This is a genomic window from Mycobacterium sp. 1274756.6, from assembly GCF_001668625.1.
Taxonomy (GTDB): domain Bacteria; phylum Actinomycetota; class Actinomycetes; order Mycobacteriales; family Mycobacteriaceae; genus Mycobacterium.
Genome location: NZ_LZLJ01000049.1, coordinates 36,198 through 52,144, shown reverse-complemented (window position 1 = coordinate 52,144; position 15,947 = coordinate 36,198). Strand labels below are relative to the sequence as shown.

Below are 15,947 nucleotides of genomic sequence, written 5' to 3'. Positions count from 1 at the left end.
TTTCCAGACGTCCCCGCGGCATCCGGTTCGCGCTCGCAGGGAACCTGGCCGGAAGGTGAAATTCGGTCGGCCCCTTGGGCCTCCGCGCTGGTGCCCGACCGTTTACGGCGTAAGCGGCGCGGTGGACGGGCGCGGGTGGAAACGGCCCGGTGGCCCTTTCGATCGGTTTACGACCGTTTGCCGCGGCGACGCCACCGTCGGCGTTTCTTCGGGGGTTCCGGCTCGGCGTCGGTTGGGCTGGTGGCTTCGGGTGCAGGCTCTTCTGCCGGCTCCGGTTCGGAGCCGCTGTGGTCGTCTTCGGACGTGGAGGTGGGCTCCGCCGGATCGGTTTCGTCGTCGCTCGCCTCGGTGTCGGTGGTGCCGTCAGTGTCCTGGGCGGGTGGTTCGGGTTCGTCTGCTGTGTCGTCTGGCTGGTCGGTTTCGGCAGAGGCGTTTTCGTCTTCGACTGTCGCAACGTCTTCGGACGGTTCTTCGGCCACCGGCTCTTCGTCGCTGTCTTGGTCGCTCTCAGCGGTGTCGGTGGCGTCCTGCGCAGTCGGCTCGGCTTCGCCGCTCGAGTCGTCTGGCTGGTCGGTATCGACAGAGGCGGTTTCGTCTTCCTCTGGTGGAGTTTCGGCGGTGTCCGTGGCGTCCTCGACTGTCGGAATATCTTCGGACGGTTCTTCGGCCACCGGCTCTTCGTCGCTGTCTTGGTCGCTCTCAGCGGTGTCGGTGGCGTCCTGGGCAGTCGGCTCGGCTTCGTCGGTGGTGTCGTCTGGCTGGTCGGTGTCGGCAGATGCCGTTTCGTCTTCCTCTGGTGGAGTTTCGGCGGTGTCCGTGGCGTCTTCGACTGTCGCAACGTCTTCGGACGGTTCTTCGGCCACTGGCTCTTCGTCGCTGTCTTGGTCGGTCTCAGCGGTGTCGGTGGCGTCCTGGGCAGTCGGCTCGGCTTCGTCGCTCGAGTCGTCTGGCTGGTCGGTATCGGCCGGGGTGGTTTCGTCTTCGCTTGGTGGAGTTTCGGCGGTGTCGGTGGCGTCTTCGACTGTCGCAATATCGTCGGACGGTTCTTCGGCCACCGGCTCCTCGTCGGTGTCTTGGTCGGTCTCGGTGGTGCCCTCTGCTTCCTGGGCAGTCGGCTCGGCTTCGTCGCTTACGTCGTCTACCTGGTCGGTTTCGACTTCGCTCGGTGTGGTTTCGTCGACGTCCACCTCGTCCTCGCCGACAGGTTCTTCGTCGGCCCCGGTTTCGTCGGCTTCGGCGTCGCCCGTGTCGGAATCAGTGGCGTCCACGTCGGAGGCGGCTTCGTCACCGGCGGCGTCTTCGCTCGCCGACTCCTCGACCGGTTCGATGGTCCCGGCGACCTCGCTCTCGGCCTCGTCGGCATCGGCGAGTTCGGCCGCGGCTACGACCGTTTCGGCAGCCCCTTCATCACCCGTGGCCGACTCGGCCCAGCCTTCGTCGGCAGCCGACTCGGCGAGCTCCGGCGCCGCCTCCTCCGCCTCGTCGATCTCGTCGATCTCGCCGGCCTCGGCTGCCTCGCCGGTCCCCAGCAACGCCGGGTTCTCCCGGCCCTTCGGCGCGAGAATCATGTAGACGACCGCGCCGATGAACACCAGCGCGGCGGTGAAGGAGTTCACCCGGATGTCGGCGATCGGCATCGACGCCGGATCCGAACGCATCAACTCGATGGCGAACCGGCCGACGCAGTAGCCGGCCACATACAGCGCGAACAGCCGGCCGTGGCCGAGGCGGAAACGGCGGTCGACGTAGAGCAGCAGCGCGAAAACGAGCAGGTTCCACACCAACTCGTAGAGGAAGGTCGGGTGCACGATGGCGCATACTTCGCCCGTCGACACCCCGTCGAAGGGTTGGACGCCGAGGCAGCCGTTGGGGCCGCGGTTGAAGATCTCCAGCCCCCACGGTTGCGTGGTCTCCCGGCCGTAGAGCTCCTGGTTGAAGTAGTTGCCCAGCCGGCCGATCGCCTGAGCCAGGATGATGCCCGGCGCGATCGCATCACCGAACGCTGGCAGCGGGATGCCGCGGCGCCGACACCCGATCCACGCCCCCACCGCACCGAGGGCCACCGCACCCCAGATTCCGAGACCGCCGTCCCAGATTCGCCAGATACCCGACGGTCCGACCTCGCCGCCCGGGACATACTTCGGCCAGTCGGTGATCACGTGATAGATCCGGCCGCCCAGCAGACCGAACGGCACCGCCCACAACGCGATGTCGTAGACGACCCCACGGTCGCCGCCCCGCGCCACCCAACGGCGGTCGCCGAGCCACAGCGCCGCCAGGATGCCGGCGACGATGCACAGCGCGTACGCGCGGAGCGGGATCGGTCCCAGATACCAAACGCCGCGCGGCGGGCTCGGCAGGTAGGTCAGCAGATCGGTCATCATGATGGGAAAGTCCTCAGGTTTGGGCAGTCCTTTGCCGCACACCAGCAACCAGTTCGGCCGTCAGATTCCCCAGAGCCGACAGGGAATCGGTCAGAGCGGAGACCAGCGCCGAGCCGACGATCACCCCGTCGGCATAACTGCCTATTTCGGCGGCCTGCGCACGCGACCGCACCCCCAGCCCGACACCGACCGGAATATCGGAGACGGCTCGGACTCGCCGCACCAACTCCGGTGCGGCGTCCGACACCGCGTCGCGAGCGCCGGTCACCCCCATCGTCGAGGCGGCATAGACGAAACCACGTGTCGTTTTGACGGTTTCCTCCAGCCGCTGCGCGGTCGACGACGGGGCCACCAGGAAGATGCGGTCGAGGCCGTGCGCATCCGAGGCGGCCAGCCACTCGTCGGCCTCGTCGACGATGAGGTCAGGGGTGATCAAGCCGTCGGCGCCGGCGGCGGCCAGGTCGCGCGCGAACGCGTCGACTCCGTAGCGCAGCACGGGATTCCAATACGTCATGACCACGGCACGCCCACCCGCGTTGCTGATGGCCTCGACCGCCGACAGCGTGTCGCGGACCCGCACTCCGCCCCGCAGCGCAGCCGCGGCCGCCGCCGCGATCGTCGGGCCGTCCATCCCCGGATCGGAGTACGGCACGCCGACTTCGACGATGTCGCAACCGTTTTCCACCAGCGTGGTCATCGCCGCGATGGAGGTCGGCACATCCGGATAGCCGGTGGGCAGATAACCGATGAGAGTGGAACGGTTTTCGGCACGGCTCGCGCTGAACAGCCCGTCCAGCCGGCTCTGCGGACCCGCCGTCATCCCTGCTCCCGGTTCTCGTCGAGCAGACCGAACCATTTCGCGGCCGTCTCGACGTCCTTGTCGCCGCGGCCGGACAGGTTCACGACGATGATCGCGCCGGTGCCCAATTCGACGCCGAGTTTCAGTGCTCCGGCGACCGCGTGCGCCGACTCGATCGCGGGAATAATGCCCTCGGTGCGGCACAGCAACGCAAAGGCGTCCATCGCCTCCCGGTCGGTGATGGGCCGGTACTCCGCGCGTCCGGTGTCGCGCAGCCAGGCATGCTCGGGCCCCACGCCCGGGTAGTCCAAACCGGCGGAGATCGAGTGCGACTCGATGGTCTGTCCGTCGTCGTCCTGCAGCAGGTAGGAGAACGAGCCGTGGAAGGCGCCCGGTGACCCGCCGGTGAAGGTGGCCGCGTGCCTGCCGGTGTCGACGCCGTCGCCGGCCGCCTCGTAGCCGACCAGGCGCACGGCCGGGTCGTCGATGAATGCGTGGAAGATGCCGATCGCGTTGGAGCCGCCGCCGATACAGGCGGTCACCGCGTCGGGCAACCGCCCGGCCTGGGCCTGGATCTGGGCGCGGGTCTCCAGGCCGATGATCCGCTGGAAGTCGCGCACCATGGCCGGGAACGGATGCGGCCCCGCGGCCGTCCCGAAACAGTAGTAGGTGGTGTCGGCGTTGGTGACCCAGTCGCGGAACGCCTCGTTGATGGCGTCCTTGAGGGTCTTCGATCCCGCTTCGACCGAGACCACCCGTGCGCCGAGCAACTCCATCCGCGCCACGTTCAGCGCCTGGCGGGCGGTGTCCACCGCACCCATGTACACGACGCAGTCCAGGCCGAGCAGCGCGCAGGCGGTGGCGGTGGCAACCCCGTGCTGGCCGGCGCCGGTTTCGGCGATCACCCGCGACTTGCCCATGTGCTTGGCCAGCAGCGCCTGGCCGAGGACGTTGTTGATCTTGTGCGAGCCGGTGTGGTTGAGGTCCTCGCGCTTCAGGAACAGCCGCGCTCCCCCGGCGTGTTCGCTGAGCCGGGTGGCCTCATACAGCGGCGAGGGTCGGCCGCTGTAGTGGGTCTGCAACCGGTCGAGGGTGTCGAGGAACTCCTGGTCGTTGCGCACCTTGTCGTAGGCGACGGTGACGTCCTCGATGACCGCCATCAGGGCTTCGGCGACGAATCGACCACCGTAGACACCGAAATGCCCCCGGGAGTCGGGCTCGTGCGCCGTGGGTTCAGCGACCGCGGCGCTGGGGCGGGGCAGGTCGGGACCCGACAAACCGGCCATCAAACCGGTTAGCGGGTCGGTTTCGGGCAGGACGGATGCGTGCCGGCGGTGACCAGGTCGGCGACGGCCACCCGCGGGTCGCCGCTGGTGACCAGTCCTTCGCCGACCAGGACCGCGTCCGCGCCGGCCCCGGCGTAAGCCAGCAGATCGGCCGGTCCGCGCACGCCGGATTCCGCAACCCGAATGATGTTGCTGGGCAACCCGGGTGCGATGCGCGCGAAGCAATCGCGGTCCACCTCAAGTGTTTTCAGGTTCCGGGCGTTCACACCGATGACCTTGGCCTCGGCCTGCAGCGCCCGGTCGGCCTCCTCCTCGGTGTGCACCTCGACCAAGGCGGTCATCCCCAACGATTCGGTGCGCTCCAGCAGGGAGACCAGCGCCTGCTGCTCCAACGCCGCGACGATGAGCAGCAGCATGTCCGCGCCGTGGGCGCGCGCCTCGTGAATCTGGTACGGGCGAACAATAAAGTCTTTCCGAAGCACCGGGATGGACACCGCCGCGCGCACCGCGTCCAGGTCGTCGAGCGAACCGCCGAAGCGGCGCTCCTCGGTGAGGACGCTGACGACGCGGGCGCCGCCGGCTTCGTAGGCTTGCGCCAACTCGGCCGGGTCCGGAATGTCGGAAAGCTGTCCCTTCGACGGGCTCGAGCGCTTCACCTCGGCGATCACCCCGATGCCGGGCTCCCGCAGAGCCGCCATCACGTCGAGTGGCGCAGGAACCGATTCGGCGGCCGCCTTGACCTCGGCAAGGCTGATGCGCGCCTCGCGAGCGGCAACGTCGGCACGGACTCCCTCGATGATGGAGTCGAGCACTGTCGCCGAGCTCATGGCTGTCGGTTCCTTCCCACGCGTTGATGCACCTCGAAGGGTAGCCGTCGGCACCGCATCGTTGCTCACCGCCCCTCGGTGTCCGTCGGGTCGCGACCCTCATCGAGCGCGTCCCAGATCAGCCGCTCCGACATCGGCCCGGCCTCGGCGTCGTCATCCTGGGCGCTCTCCCGGCGCGCGGCCGGGGTGGCGTACTTCGTGGCAGCACCACGGCCGGCCCCCGACCGCATCAGCAGCACCGCTGCGACCAGCGCACACACCGCGGCGACCATCGTGATCCCGGCACCGAGCAGATGCCGCTCGGTGCCCGCGGTCAGCGACTGGACCGGGATCTGGGCCAGGTGGGCCGCCCGCGCCGCGACATCGCTGGCCGCCCACTGCCCGATCGCCAGATAGCCCAGGGCCAGGCTCAACGCCGCGACCAGCAGCGCCAAGACCCGCAACGGCCACCCGCGCACCGCCAGCGCGGCGACCACGGCGGCCAGCAGCACCAGCGCGGCCGGCAACAACACCGTCGACCATTCGGCGCCGGAGAGTGTCGTCGTCGTGGGCGGGCCCAACTCGTCGAAGGACCGGATGCTCACCCACGGCAGCCGGGAGGCCACCCAGAGCGCGGCGGCGGCCACCGCGAGCAGTACCTGGGCGATCGTCAGCGGGCGCCGCGAACCGGATTCAGCCATCGCGGTCTCCCGCGGGTGCGGCCAGGGTCTGGGCTGCGGCGACGGCCGCCAGCACCGCCCGGGCCTTGTTGCGGGCTTCGGCGTACTCATAGGGCCCGTTGGAGTCGGCCACCACCCCGCCGCCGGCCTGCACGTAGGCGGTGCCGTCGCGCATCAGCGCGGTGCGGATGGCGATGGCGAAGTCGGCGTTGCCGGCGAAGTCGAGGTAGCCCACGACGCCGCCGTACAGACCCCGCCGGGTCTTCTCGACCTGCTCGATCAACTCCATCGCGCGCACCTTGGGCGCCCCCGACAACGTGCCCGCCGGGAAGCAGGCGGTCACCGCGTCCAGCGCCGACCGGCCCTCAGCCAGCAGACCGGTCACCGTGGACACCAGATGCATGACGTGGCTGTAGCGCTCGATGTGGCTGTAGTCCTCGACGCGCACCGTGCCCGGTTGGCAGACCCGGCCCAGGTCGTTGCGGCCCAGGTCGACCAGCATCAGGTGCTCGGCGCGCTCTTTTTCGTCGGCCAGCAGGTCCTTCTCCAGCAGCTGGTCCTCCTCCTCGGTGGCGCCACGCCACCGGGTGCCGGCGATCGGGTGGGTGGTCGCCCGACCGTCCTGCACCGTGACCAGTGCCTCCGGGCTGGACCCGACGATCGAGAACGCCAACGAACCGTCCTCGGCCGGAATGTGCATCAGGTACATGTACGGGCTCGGATTGGAGACCCGCAGCATCCGATAGACGTCGATGGGGTCCACCGGGGTGTCCATCTCGAAGCGTTGCGAGGGCACCACCTGGAAAGCCTCGCCGGCCTCGATCTCGCCGACCAGCCGATCCACGATCGCCCCGTACTCCTCCTCGGTGCGCTGCGACCGGTACTGCGGCTCCGGCCGGGTGAAGGTGGCCACCGTCGACGGCAGCGGCTGGTCGAGGGCGGCGGCCATGACGTCGAGGCGCGCGACGGCGTCGTCGTAGGCCTCATCGACCCGCTCGGCGGTGCCGTCCCAGTTCACCGCGTTGGCGATGAGGGTGATGGTGCCCTCGTGGTGGTCGACGGCCGCGATGTCGGTGGCCAGCAGCATCAGCATGTCCGGCAGGCCGAGATCGTCGTCGGCCAACTCCGGCAACCGCTCCAGCCGGCGCACCAGGTCGTAGCTGAAGAACCCGACCATGCCGCTGGACAGCGGCGGCAGCCCCGGCGGGGTGGCGGTGGCCAGCAGGCGCAGGGTGGCGTCGAGCACCTGCAGCGGGTCACCGCCGGTCGGAGCGCCCTGCGGCGGGGTGCCCAGCCAGAACGCGGCGCCGTCGCGCACGGTCAGCGCGGTGGGCGCGCCAGCGCCGATGAACGACCACCGCGACCACGACCGGCCGTTCTCGGCCGACTCCAGCAGGAAGGTGCCGGGCCGATCGGCGCCGAGCTTGCGGTACGCCGACAGCGGTGTCTCGGCGTCCGCGAGCACCTTGCGGGTGACCGCGACCACGCGGTGCTCGGCGGCCAGCGCTCGGAAATCCTCCCGGGACAGCGTGGCGGCGTTGTCGGTGTGCACGACGCTTATCCTCCCAGACCGCGAGTTGCGGTCCGGCGTAGCGTGGCGGGCATGAAACCTGGTGACCTGGTGGCCGACTTCGAACTGCCCGACCAGACCGGAACGCCGCGCCGCCTCAGCGGCCTGCTGGCCGACGGCCCGGTGGTGCTGTTCTTCTATCCGGCGGCGTTGACGCCCGGCTGCACGAAAGAGGCCTGCCACTTCCGCAACCTCACCGCGGAGTTCGCCGCGGCGGGCGCGACCCGGGTCGGGATCAGCGCGGACCCGGTGGCCAAGCAGGCGAAGTTCGCCGAGAAATACAGCTTCGACTACCCGCTGCTGTCCGACCCCGACGGGACGGTCGCGACCCAATTCGGGGTGAAGCGCGGTCTGCTGGGCCGACTGTTGCCGGTGAAGCGCACGACGTTCGTCATCGACACCGACCGGCGGGTGCTCGAGGTGATCGCCAGTGAATTCAGCATGGAGACCCACGCCGACAAGGCGCTGGAGGTGTTGGGGGCGCGCGGAGCCGGCTAAAACGGCGGCGGATGGAACTTGTCGAGCAGTTCCTGCTTGCGTCGTCGCCGGTGCGCGATCCGGCGCTCGCGCGCCAGCCGCTCTTCGTTGATACGACGCTCGGCGATGATGCGACGCTCCCGATCCTGGGCGCGGGTGCAGCGTCGACTCGGCATCATCAGGCCGCGAACGCTGTCCGGCAGCCGATCTCCGACCCGAATCGAGAGTTCGCCGGTGGGCGAGCCGAGCACCGGGAAGAACACCGCGCCGTCGGGGTGGGTGGTGTAGGTCTGACCACTCGGGGACGTCCAGATCACCGTTCCGTCGGCCAACTGTCGGTCGGACCATCCCTGCGCGCCGGTGTAGAACGTCTTCAGAAGATGATGGAAAACGCAGAGTAACTTCAGGTTTGACGGGTGCGTCGGGCCGAGCGGCCACGGCACGGTGTGGTCGATCTGGCATACCGCCGCCGGCTGGTCGCAGTCCGGGAACCGGCAGGTGAGGTCGCGGCATCGGATGAACTCGGCGAGCGCCACCGACGGCCGATACCCGCGTTCGGGGCACCCCGGCGGCAGCAGCAGGGGCTTGGATTTCGCCGTGTTCGCCATGTCGCGCAGCGCAGCGGGCGGCACCGGACCGAACCCGGGAAGATAACCGGGCGCATCCGTCTTGCCGCTGACGGCGGACTGCTCGGCCAGCACATGGATGACGATCTCGGTGCCGGGACTGCGGCGTGCCGCAGCACAGTCCGGCGAGCCGCTAGAGGCAGCGCATCGCATCGAGACCGGCAACCAGCGCCCCCAACGCGTCGGCGCGGCGCTGCTTCTTGGTGCGCGGATCGTCGGGACAGACGGTGCCGGCCAGCGCATCCAGGCGGCTGTCGAGGGCGGCTCCGTCGGTTCCGTGCAGCTGCGCCCAAACCGCGGCCAGACCGGCACCGATCGGCTCGATGGCGACGTAGCGGTCCTCGTTCCGCTTGCCCGGCACGCGAGTGCCGGCCGGATCGAACCGAGCCACCCACATGTCGATGCGTTCGGCCAGTTTGGGCGCGGAGAGGCGCATCCATCGGTTGGCGTGGGCCGCGATCGCCTTGTCCAACTTGGCCACCACGTCCGGGTCGTAGACCAGCTCGGTGCGATGCACCACGGCGGCCATCACCCGAAAATCGACGTCACCGCGGGCGAAAACCTCGGCGAAGCGGGGCAGCCGCTCCCGCAGGGTGATCGCATATTGCAGCCGACTGTGGGCGCGTCCCCGGCTGATCCGCAGCGCAGCGGAGAGTTCGGCGACCAACTCCGCGTGACCGTCGAGCGCCCAAAGCTCCTTGTCGGTCTGGCTCTCGGGGGCGCGACGTGCGTACAGCTCGCCCATGGCGGCCAGCTCCCGGGCGCACATGATGTTCTGCTGGCGTGCCGCCGCGCTCATGAGGTCGAACACCGCGGCGTCATCGAGACCGGTGAAACCCGCCGGGGTCTGCGACGACGCTGAGGTATCGAACATACTTTCGATTGTAGCGCGTTCCGCCGACACGCGCCCGGCGCGCCGAACCCGCCCCTACTCCGGCCCCAGCAACAGATCCGCGTCGAAGCAGCTGTGCTCCCCAGTGTGGCAGGCTCCGCCCACCTGGTCGACCACCAGCAGCACGGCGTCGCCGTCGCAGTCCAGCCGCACCTCGTGCACGCGCTGGGTGTGCCCGGAGGTGGCGCCCTTGACCCACTGCTCGCCGCGCGAGCGGGAGAAGTACGTGGCCTCCCGGGTCGCCAGGGTGCGGGCCAGCGCGGCGTCGTCCATCCAGGCCACCATCAGCACATCGCCACTGCCGCGCTCGGTCACCACCGCGGTGAACAGCCCGTCGGCGTTGCGTTTGAGCCGGGCGGCGATAGCCGGATCCAACTCGGTCATCGCACCAGGATCCCGTCGGCGGCCATCGCGGCCTTGACATGCGGGATGGTCAGCTCACCGAAGTGGAAGACGCTGGCGGCCAGCACCGCATCGGCTCCGGCGTGCACCGCGGGCGCGAAGTGCTCGACCGCGCCCGCGCCGCCGCTGGCGATCACCGGCACCTGCACGCCCTTGCGTACCGCGGCCAGCATCGGCAGGTCGAAGCCGGCCTTGGTGCCGTCGGCGTCCATCGAGTTCAGCAGGATCTCCCCCACCCCGAGCTCGGCGCCGCGCACCGCCCACTCGATCGCGTCGATGCCGGTGCCGCGCCGGCCGCCGTGGGTGGTGACCTCCCAGCCCGACGGGGTGGGCTCGGCACCGGCGGGCACGGTGCGGGCATCCACCGACAACACGATGCACTGGGACCCGAACTGCCGGGACAGCTCGGCCAGCAGTTCCGGGCGGGCGATGGCCGCGGTGTTCACCGACACCTTGTCCGCCCCGGCGCGCAGCAGCGCGTCCACGTCGGCCACGCTGCGCACCCCGCCCCCGACGGTGAGCGGGATGAACACCTGCTCGGCGGTGTGGCGCACCACGTCGAGCATGGTGGCCCGCCCCGAACTGGACGCGGTCACGTCCAGAAAGGTCAGCTCGTCGGCGCCCTCGGCGTCGTAGCGGGCCGCGAGTTCCACCGGATCACCCGCGTCGCGCAGGTTGGCGAAGTTGACGCCCTTGACCACCCGGCCGTCGTCGACGTCCAGGCACGGGATCACCCGCACGGCAACATCGTTGGCGGTGCTCATCTCAGTAGTCCTCCGGTGCTCCGGTGCGGTGCAGGATGTCCAGGATCTGCTCGTGCACGCCGGGCGCGGCGGCCAGCGCCGAGCGCGACGTGGCCGTCCACGGCTCACCCGCCAGGTCGGTGACGACGCCGCCCGCAGCGCGCACCAGCGCCACCCCGGCCGCGTGATCCCAGATGTGGTCACCGAAACTGAGTGCCCCGCCAAGGATCCCGTCGGCGACGTAGGCGAGGTCGATGCCGGTGGCGCCGTGCATGCGGGGCCGGGAGGTGACCCGGCTGAGGTTCTCCACGATCGCCAGCCGGTAGCGGCCCGGGAACCGGCCGCGCCAGTCGACGTTGAAGGTGCCGATCCCGACGATCGCGTCGGACAACGCGCCGCGGGTCAATGCGGGCCGCTCGACACCGTTGTCGCGCAGCGGCCCACCGGCCACCGCGGTGTAACGCTGGCCGGTGAACGGCAGCCAGGTCAGCCCGGCCACCGGTTCGCCGTTGCTGAGCAGCCCGAGCAGGATGGCCGCCATCGGCGAACCGGCGGCGTAGTTGAAGGTGCCGTCGATCGGGTCGAGCACCCACACCAGCGGCGCGTCGATCGGGGTGCCGCCGAATTCCTCGCCGTGCACCCCGATTCCGGTCGCCGCGGTGAGCGCCTCGGTGACCTGCCGCTCGATGGCCAGGTCCACCTCGGTGGCGAAGTCGTTGCCATTCTTGCGGACCGCGGAATCCGCGCGATGTCCGGACAGAAACGGTTCGCTGGCGGCGTCGAGGATGCGCGACGCCTCGGAGACCAGGGCGTTGAGTTCGGCGGTGTCGGGCGCCACCAGGGCCTACTCCCGCACCGCTAACAGGGCCTGCGGCAGGGTGAACCGGCCCGCGTAGAGCGCCTTGCCGACGATGGCGCCCTCCACCCCCGACTCGGTGAGTTCGGCGATCGCCCGCAGGTCGTCGAGGCTGGACACCCCGCCGGAGGCGATCACCGGCGCGTCGGTGCATTCGGCGACGTTGCGCAGCAGTTCCAGGTTCGGCCCCTCCAGGGTGCCGTCCTTGGTGACGTCGGTGACCACGAAGCGTGAACAGCCCTCGCTGTCCAGGCGTTCGAGCACCGGCCACAGTTCGCCGCCGTCGCTCTCCCAGCCGCGGCCCCGCAGCCGGTGCTCCCCGTCCGGGTTGCCCCGGTCGATCAGCACGTCGAGTCCGACGGCGATCCGGTCGTCGTGTTCGGCCAGCACCCGTGAGCACCACTGCGGGTTCTCCAGCGCCGCGGTGCCCAGGTTGATCCGCGCGCATCCGGTGGCCAGCGCCGCGGCCAGCGAGTCGTCGTCGCGGATGCCGCCGGAGAGTTCGACCTTGACGTCCAGGCGGCCCACCACCTCGGCCAGCAGCTCGCGGTTGGAGCCGCGCCCGAACGCGGCGTCCAGGTCGACCAGGTGGATCCACTCCGCGCCGTCGCGTTGCCAGCCCAGCGCCGCCTCCAGCGCCGAACCGTATTCGGTCTCACTGCCGGCCTTGCCCTGCACCAGTCGCACGGCACGGCCGTCGACCACATCGACCGCGGGAAGAAGTATCAGCGCCACGGGAACCGACCCTAACTCACAGCCCGTCGACCCAGTTGCGCAGCAGTCGCGCCCCGGCGTCGCCGCTCTTCTCCGGGTGGAACTGGGTGGCCGCCAGCGGCCCGTCCTCCACCGCGGCCAGGAACCGGTTGTGGTGGGTGGTCCAGCTCACCCGCGCCCCCGGTGCGCCCGCCCAACTCTGCGCGGCGTAGGAGTGCACGAAGTAGAACCGGGTGCCCGCCGGGATGCCGCGCAGCAGCGCGCTGTCGGGGGCGGCGTCGACGGTGTTCCAGCCCATGTGCGGGATGACCGGCGCGTCCAGCCGGGTCACCGCGCCGGGCCAGTGCCCGCAACCGGCGGTCTCCGCTCCGAACTCGACCCCGCGGGCGAACAGGATCTGCATGCCCACGCAGACCCCCAGCACCGGCCGGCCCAGCGTCAGCCGGTCGGCGATGATCCGGTCGCCGCCGATCGCCACCAGCCCGGCCATGCAGGTCGCGAACGCGCCGACGCCGGGCACCACCAGCCCGTCGGCGGCTTGGGCCGCCGCCGCGTCGGCGGTCACGCTGACCCGGGCGCCGGCACGTTCCAGGGCGCGCTGCGCCGAGCGCAGGTTGCCCGACCCGTAGTCGAGCACCACCACCGCGGGTCCGGTCACAGGGCGCCTTTGGTGGACGGCACCCCGCGCACCCGCGGGTCGGGCTCCACCGCCTCGCGCAGCGCCCGCGCGACCGCCTTGTACTCCGCCTCGGTGATGTGGTGCGGGTCGCGCCCGTAGAGCACCCGCACGTGCAGCGCGATGCGGGCGTTGCCGGCCAGGGTTTCGAACACGTGCCGGTTGATCACGGTGTGATAGGGCACCGCGCTGCCCGCGATCGTGGTGTGCAGCAGGTGGTCCGGTTCGCCGGTGTGCACGCAGTAGGGCCGGCCGGAGACGTCGACGGCCGCGTGCACGAGGGTCTCGTCCATCGGGATGAACGCGTCGCCGAACCGGCGGATCCCCTTCTTGTCCCCCAGCGCCTGCCCCAGCGCCTGGCCGAGCACGATCGCGGTGTCCTCCACGGTGTGGTGGGCCTCGATGTCGACGTCGCCGGTGGCGCGCACGGTCAGGTCGAAGCTGGCGTGGCTGCCCAGCGCGGTGAGCATGTGGTCGAAGAACGGGATGCCGGTGTCGATCTGCACCGCGCCGGTCCCGTCGAGGTCCAGTTCGACGGCGATCTCCGACTCGCGGGTCTTGCGTTCCACCCGGGCGCGGCGCGGGTCGGTCATGACGGCTCCTTCACGGTTACGGCCGGGATCAGGTCGGTGGCCGCCAGGTGTCGGCTGGCGGCCAGCAGCGCGTCGTTCTCGTCGGCCAGCCCGATGGTGGCGCGCAGATAGCCCGGAATGCCCACGTCGCGGATCAGGATGCCGGCGTCGAGGTAGTGCTGCCAGGTGGCCGGGGCGTCGGCGAACTCGCCGAACAGCACGAAGTTGGCGTCGCTGGGGATCACCCGCAAGCCCATGCCGCTCAGTGCGGCGGCGACCCGCTCCCGCTCGGCGATCAGGGTGGCGACGCCGGCCAGGGTGTCCTCGGCGTGCCGCAGCGCGGCCCGGGCGGCCGCCTGGGTGAGTGCGGAGAGGTGATAGGGCAACCGCACCAGCAGCATCGCGTCGATCACGGCCGGGTCGGCGACCAGGTAGCCCAGCCGCCCACCGGCGAACGCGAACGCCTTGCTCATGGTGCGGGTGACGATCAGCTTGGCCGGGTAGCGCTCGATGAGCGCGGCGGCGCTGGGGGCGGCGGAGAACTCGCCGTAGGCCTCGTCGACGATGACCACCCCGGGCGCGGCGTCGAGCAGCCGGCCCAACTCCGCGGCGGTGACGCTCTGCCCCGAAGGGTTGTTCGGGCTGGCCAAGAAGACCACGTTGGGGCGGCGCCGTTCGATCGCGGCGACCGCGACGTCGATGTCGAGGCCGAAGTCGGCGGCCCGGCGCGCCTCGAGCCACTCGGTCTGGGTGGCGTCGGAGATGATCGGGTGCATCGAGTACGACGGCACGAACCCGATCGCGCTGCGGCCCGGCCCGCCGAACGCCTGCAGCAGTTGCTGCAGGATCTCGTTGGAGCCGTTGGCCGCCCAGACGTTCGCCGCCGTCAGCGGCACGCCGGTCTGGGTGACCAGGTAGGCGGCCAGGTCGGTGCGCAGCGCCACCGCGTCACGGTCGGGGTAGCGGTGCAGCTCGGCGGCGACGGCGCGCACCGAGGCGGCGACGTCGTCGACCAGCGCGCGGCTCGGCGGGTGCGGGTTCTCGTTGGTGTTCAGCCGCACCGGGACGTCGAGTTGCGGTGCGCCATAGGGGGTTTTGCCGCGCAGGTCGCCGCGCAGCGGCAGGTCGTCGAGGCTGATACGCGACCCGGTCACGGCTGGAACCTCCGCCGCACCGCCTCGCCGTGGGCGGGCAGGTCCTCGGCGTTCGCCAGGGCCAGCACCGCGCCGCTCACCTCCTTGAGGGCGGCCTCGTCGTAGTCCACGACGTGGATGCCGCGCAGGAAGGTCTGCACCGACAGGCCGCTGGCGTGGCGGGCCGACCCGGCCGTGGGTAGCACGTGGTTGGAGCCGGCGCAGTAGTCGCCCAGTGAGACCGGCGCGTACGGGCCGACGAAAATCGCTCCCGCCGAACGGATCCGGCCGGCCACGGCGGCGGCGTCGGCGGTCTGGATCTCCAGGTGCTCGGCGGCGTAGGCGTTGACCACCGCGATCCCGGCGTCGAGGTCGTCGACCAGCACGATCGCCGACTGCGCTCCGGTCAGTGCGGCGCTGACCCGGGCGGCGTGCACGGTGGTGCGCAGCTGCGTGTACAGCTCGGCGTCCACCGCGTCGGCCAGCGCGGTGCTCGCGGTGACCAGCACGCCCGCGGCCATCTCGTCGTGCTCGCCCTGGCTGATCAGGTCGGCGGCGACCAGCGCCGGGTCGGCGGTGTCGTCGGCCAGGATGGCGATCTCGGTCGGGCCGGCCTCGGCGTCGATGCCCACCCGGGAGCGGCAGAGCCGCTTGGCGGCGGTGACGTAGATGTTGCCCGGCCCGGTGATCATGTCGACCGGGGCCAGCTCGGTGTCGTCGGTGTCGGTGCCGCCGTAGGCCAGCAGCGCCACCGCCTGCGCGCCGCCGACCGCCCACACCTCGGTCACCCCGAGCAGCGCGGCCGCGGCCAGCACCGTCGGGTGCGGCAGGCCGTCAAATCCAGCCTGCGGCGGGCTGGCCACCACCAGCGACTCGACGCCGGCGAGCTGGGCGGGCACCACGTTCATCACCACGCTGGACGGGTAGACCGCGGCCCCGCCGGGCACGTACAGGCCCACCCGCTGCACCGGCACCCAGCGTTCGGTGACGGTGGCGCCCGGCCCGAGCGTGGTGGTGACATCGGTGCGGCGCTGGTCGGCGTGTACCGCGCGGGCCCGCTCGATGGCCAGCTCCAGCGCCGCGCGCACCGCCGGGTCGAGTCGGTCGAGCGCCTCGGTCAGCGCCGCCGCGGGTACCCGCACGGCCGGCGGGCGCACCCCGTCGAAGTCGGCCCCGAAGTCCAGGGCGGCGGCGGCGCCCCGCTCGGCGACCGCCTCGACGATGGGCCGGACCCGCGGCAGCACCGCGTCGACGTCGACGCCGCCGCGCGGCAGCACGCCGCGCAGCCGGGCCGGCGACAGCTGCTGCCCGCGCAGGTCGACGCGGGCCAT

General features: G+C 70.9%; 17 protein-coding genes. 1 reads left to right on the top strand and 16 read right to left on the bottom strand.

Annotated elements, in window-relative coordinates:
• Window positions 1-167: 167 nt before the first annotated feature.
• From lgt to A5643_RS06385, 6 genes are all read right to left on the bottom strand, one after another.
• A complete protein-coding gene (lgt, locus tag A5643_RS06410; RefSeq protein WP_066853130.1) occupies window positions 168-2,384 on the bottom strand; it encodes a prolipoprotein diacylglyceryl transferase in 2,217 nt (738 codons plus the stop codon).
• A 13-nt stretch (window positions 2,385-2,397) separates the two neighbouring features.
• Window positions 2,398-3,204, bottom strand: coding sequence for a tryptophan synthase subunit alpha (gene trpA, locus A5643_RS06405; RefSeq protein ID WP_066853128.1), 807 nt, complete (start codon window positions 3,202-3,204; stop codon window positions 2,398-2,400).
• Window positions 3,201-4,469, bottom strand: coding sequence for a tryptophan synthase subunit beta (trpB, locus tag A5643_RS06400; protein ID WP_066853126.1), 1,269 nt, complete (start codon window positions 4,467-4,469; stop codon window positions 3,201-3,203). The genes trpA and trpB overlap by 4 nt, the downstream gene beginning before the upstream one ends.
• Before the next feature lie 8 nt (window positions 4,470-4,477).
• A complete protein-coding gene (gene trpC / locus A5643_RS06395; protein ID WP_066853124.1) occupies window positions 4,478-5,296 on the bottom strand; it encodes an indole-3-glycerol phosphate synthase TrpC in 819 nt (272 codons plus the stop codon).
• Between the two features lie 65 nt (window positions 5,297-5,361).
• Window positions 5,362-5,976: a TIGR02234 family membrane protein gene (locus A5643_RS06390; protein WP_066853122.1), complete on the bottom strand. Its 615-nt coding sequence runs from the start codon at window positions 5,974-5,976 to the stop codon at window positions 5,362-5,364.
• On the bottom strand, window positions 5,969-7,507 hold the full coding sequence (locus A5643_RS06385) for an anthranilate synthase component I (protein ID WP_066853120.1): 1,539 nt from the start codon (window positions 7,505-7,507) through the stop codon (window positions 5,969-5,971). Before A5643_RS06385 ends, A5643_RS06390 begins: the two co-directional genes overlap by 8 nt.
• Window positions 7,508-7,558: 51 nt before the next feature.
• Between A5643_RS06385 and A5643_RS06380 the strand changes: the two genes are divergently transcribed.
• Window positions 7,559-8,023, top strand: coding sequence for a peroxiredoxin (locus A5643_RS06380; RefSeq protein ID WP_066853115.1), 465 nt, complete (start codon window positions 7,559-7,561; stop codon window positions 8,021-8,023).
• Here A5643_RS06380 and A5643_RS18985 read toward each other — a convergent pair.
• From A5643_RS18985 to hisD, 10 genes are read right to left on the bottom strand one after another with little or no spacing between them, the layout of a single operon-like run.
• Window positions 8,020-8,781 (bottom strand): HNH endonuclease signature motif containing protein, encoded by a 762-nt coding sequence (locus A5643_RS18985; RefSeq protein WP_502686215.1) that lies wholly within the window; start codon window positions 8,779-8,781, stop codon window positions 8,020-8,022. The two genes, A5643_RS06380 and A5643_RS18985, sit on opposite strands and share 4 nt — an antisense overlap.
• Window positions 8,762-9,502 (bottom strand): DUF222 domain-containing protein, encoded by a 741-nt coding sequence (locus tag A5643_RS18980; protein WP_502686212.1) that lies wholly within the window; start codon window positions 9,500-9,502, stop codon window positions 8,762-8,764. The genes A5643_RS18985 and A5643_RS18980 overlap by 20 nt, the downstream gene beginning before the upstream one ends.
• Window positions 9,503-9,556: 54 nt before the next feature.
• Complete coding sequence (hisI, locus tag A5643_RS06370; protein ID WP_066853113.1) at window positions 9,557-9,904, bottom strand: phosphoribosyl-AMP cyclohydrolase; 348 nt, start codon at window positions 9,902-9,904, stop codon at window positions 9,557-9,559.
• Window positions 9,901-10,686: an imidazole glycerol phosphate synthase subunit HisF gene (hisF, locus tag A5643_RS06365; protein WP_066853112.1), complete on the bottom strand. Its 786-nt coding sequence runs from the start codon at window positions 10,684-10,686 to the stop codon at window positions 9,901-9,903. Before hisF ends, hisI begins: the two co-directional genes overlap by 4 nt.
• Window position 10,687: 1 nt before the next feature.
• Window positions 10,688-11,503 carry an inositol monophosphatase family protein gene (locus A5643_RS06360; RefSeq protein ID WP_066853110.1) on the bottom strand — a complete coding sequence of 272 codons (816 nt, stop codon included), beginning with the start codon at window positions 11,501-11,503 and terminating at the stop codon, window positions 10,688-10,690.
• A 6-nt stretch (window positions 11,504-11,509) separates the two neighbouring features.
• Window positions 11,510-12,256, bottom strand: coding sequence for a bifunctional 1-(5-phosphoribosyl)-5-((5-phosphoribosylamino)methylideneamino)imidazole-4-carboxamide isomerase/phosphoribosylanthranilate isomerase PriA (gene priA / locus A5643_RS06355; RefSeq protein WP_066853108.1), 747 nt, complete (start codon window positions 12,254-12,256; stop codon window positions 11,510-11,512).
• Window positions 12,257-12,272: 16 nt separating this feature from the next.
• Complete coding sequence (gene hisH, locus A5643_RS06350; RefSeq protein WP_231995476.1) at window positions 12,273-12,893, bottom strand: imidazole glycerol phosphate synthase subunit HisH; 621 nt, start codon at window positions 12,891-12,893, stop codon at window positions 12,273-12,275.
• A complete protein-coding gene (hisB, locus tag A5643_RS06345; RefSeq protein ID WP_066853106.1) occupies window positions 12,890-13,504 on the bottom strand; it encodes an imidazoleglycerol-phosphate dehydratase HisB in 615 nt (204 codons plus the stop codon). The genes hisH and hisB overlap by 4 nt, the downstream gene beginning before the upstream one ends.
• Window positions 13,501-14,637, bottom strand: coding sequence for a histidinol-phosphate transaminase (locus A5643_RS06340; protein ID WP_066853101.1), 1,137 nt, complete (start codon window positions 14,635-14,637; stop codon window positions 13,501-13,503). The genes hisB and A5643_RS06340 overlap by 4 nt, the downstream gene beginning before the upstream one ends.
• Window positions 14,634-15,947 carry a histidinol dehydrogenase gene (hisD, locus tag A5643_RS06335; protein ID WP_156628582.1) on the bottom strand — a complete coding sequence of 438 codons (1,314 nt, stop codon included), beginning with the start codon at window positions 15,945-15,947 and terminating at the stop codon, window positions 14,634-14,636. The genes A5643_RS06340 and hisD overlap by 4 nt, the downstream gene beginning before the upstream one ends.